The organism is Streptococcus oralis SK304 (genome assembly GCF_000287715.1).
GTDB lineage: Bacteria > Bacillota > Bacilli > Lactobacillales > Streptococcaceae > Streptococcus > Streptococcus oralis_Y.
This window is the reverse complement of record NZ_ALJN01000019.1, coordinates 1-2,231: the sequence shown is the minus strand read 5'-3', so window position 1 is coordinate 2,231 and position 2,231 is coordinate 1. Positions and strand designations below refer to the sequence as shown.

Genomic DNA, 2,231 nt, shown 5'->3' with positions numbered 1-2,231 from the left:
GTCAACTCTAGTTGGATATCGTCTACCGCTTCTTGTAACTTCTTGATACAGGGGATGATAATGTCTGTAAAGAGACCTTTACCAGCTGTGTAGGCTGCTCCTGACAGTTCACCTGAGTCTAAAGAGGAAATCAGGTAGTCACATCCACTAGATAAGCGGTCCGTGACTTCGTTTGCGACTTGGAGGTTGTTCGTCATGGCCTGAATCAATTCTTGGGATTCTTGTGCGCTGGTTTGTCGTCTACTTTTTGTCGTCTACTTGGTGATGGTGATTGTGTAGGACTTGTTATTGGTTACATAAAAAAACTTTCTCCCCTTAGTAGTTGACAACAATTCCATTCTTTACCAAATGAATACCTTTTTGATTGTTTGGAAGTTCTCTATCATCATGCTCTATCCATTCTGCAAAATTTCGTTCTCTTTCTTTTTCTATGCTGACCCGACCACCTGATACACTGCAACAATACTATCATACGAAGAACCAAATAGACCAATCGAAAGATTTTCATCTTTCCAAGAGCTGATAAGAAGTTTTTCCTTGCATTCCCCACTTCTTGAACTAACTGCTCAACCGTCTTACCTGTTTCCTCTTTAATAGCAACTGCATTCTTTGAAATCAAATAATAATTTTGTTCTAAACTGCTGATATAGGCTTTGGAAATTGGCTCGTCTAAGAAAAAATATACTCTATCAGCATACTCATCTTCAGACAGCGTATAGTATACTTCAGCTTCACTCCCCCATTTTTTAGGAAAACTAGTTATTCTAATATTTCCATAATCTAAATGCATAATTCCAACTAAAACGTCATTAGTCCATTCTTCCGCATAATGGTATAATTTCATTTTCTTATCTACCATTGGCCAAACTATAACATACCGACTATGCATGAATTCCTTAGTTAATGCAGAGTTACTTGCCAAACTGGTCGCACCAATCTCATATACTGACCAAATAAGAACCATGAGCATTAAGACAGCTTGAGTTGGTTTGTTTTTATAATAGTTTTTCATTTTATTTAACATTTTGCTCTCCGATAGAAGGATTGGGTTTATCTAAATCTTTTTGGAAATGTTGGATAGCATTCATAAATTTTTCGAAAGTTGATGATTGTTCACTAGAATGAGAAGAGACATATAATTTATAAGTTTCTTCTAATTTCTTCATTCCTTTCGTGTAATCCCCTTCTCCAATATTTTGAACAAATTCATAAGCTCTATAGCCAGATGTTCTCTCAACACTATCATAGTATGAGTTTGTAACATCAACTACACTATCTCCGTTCTTCATTTTGTGGTAAATATTAACAGCATCTAAATCTGAACGATAATCATCATTGCCAAGACTAGGAGAAATTCCCATAGCACCAGCTACATCACCTTGCCAACCCGCTAAATCATCCTCATTTTCTATTCCATGATTATCTGTAAAATGTGCAGAAATGGTGGCAGCCATATGAGAATAATCTATTGTTCCTCCAAATTGAAACAACAATTCCCTTACTCTTGCTTTCTGCTTCTCGTCTAATTTATTATAATTTCCTTGACCATATGCTTTCTCAGAAGCTAAATTCAGTTTACCTTTTATCTCATCATTTGTATCTCCCTCTTCAATCTTTTCCAATCTCGCAAAATTATGCTGATTCTGGATAGCTTTCTGAATCATATCAATTTCATAATCTTTTAATCCATATTTTTTCAGTATGTATTTCAGTTTATCGTTTATGCCAACTATTATACCATTCACCCCGTTTGGACTATATAATCCAGCGACAATTTGCCAAGCACCATAAGATTTATCACCATAAGAGTATGAAGCAACTATCTTAAAGAATTCTACATTTGCTTTTTTAGTCCCATATTTCTTTTCCATACTAGCATATAATTTTAGTAATATTTCTGATTCAGTTTGACTAAACCCATATTGCTGTTGGAGTGTCTGAATAGATTTTTGTTTTTTACTTATTGGTATGGATGTCTCAATTTTTTGATTTTCAATCTTCACATCCTTCATTTTCTGTACCCAGCTCATGTCCAGACCGTCCGCATAGTAGTTGCCATCGCTATCGGTAATGACTTTACTTAGTTGCGTAGCTCCTTGAATCGCTAAGCTAAGGACTTCTAAACTATCACTGAAATACTGGGAAACCTGTGAGATAAAAAATTCTAGTTTTTCAATCTTATCATCCAAATCCTGAATACCTGACTCGATTTGAGACTTGGTATTGTAGAG

1 protein-coding gene and 2 pseudogenes are annotated in these 2,231 nt (G+C 35.4%); all 3 read right to left on the bottom strand.

The features are described from left to right. A pseudogene (locus HMPREF1125_RS10775) lies at positions 1-197 on the bottom strand (virulence protein); the annotation flags it as partial. Between the two features lie 195 nt (positions 198-392). Continuing rightward, a pseudogene (locus HMPREF1125_RS10770) lies at positions 393-1,024 on the bottom strand (hypothetical protein). Further along, on the bottom strand, positions 1,014-2,231 hold a 1,218-nt coding region (locus HMPREF1125_RS10765; RefSeq protein WP_000718296.1), incomplete at its 5' end, for a hypothetical protein. The pseudogene HMPREF1125_RS10770 and the gene HMPREF1125_RS10765, both read right to left, overlap by 11 nt.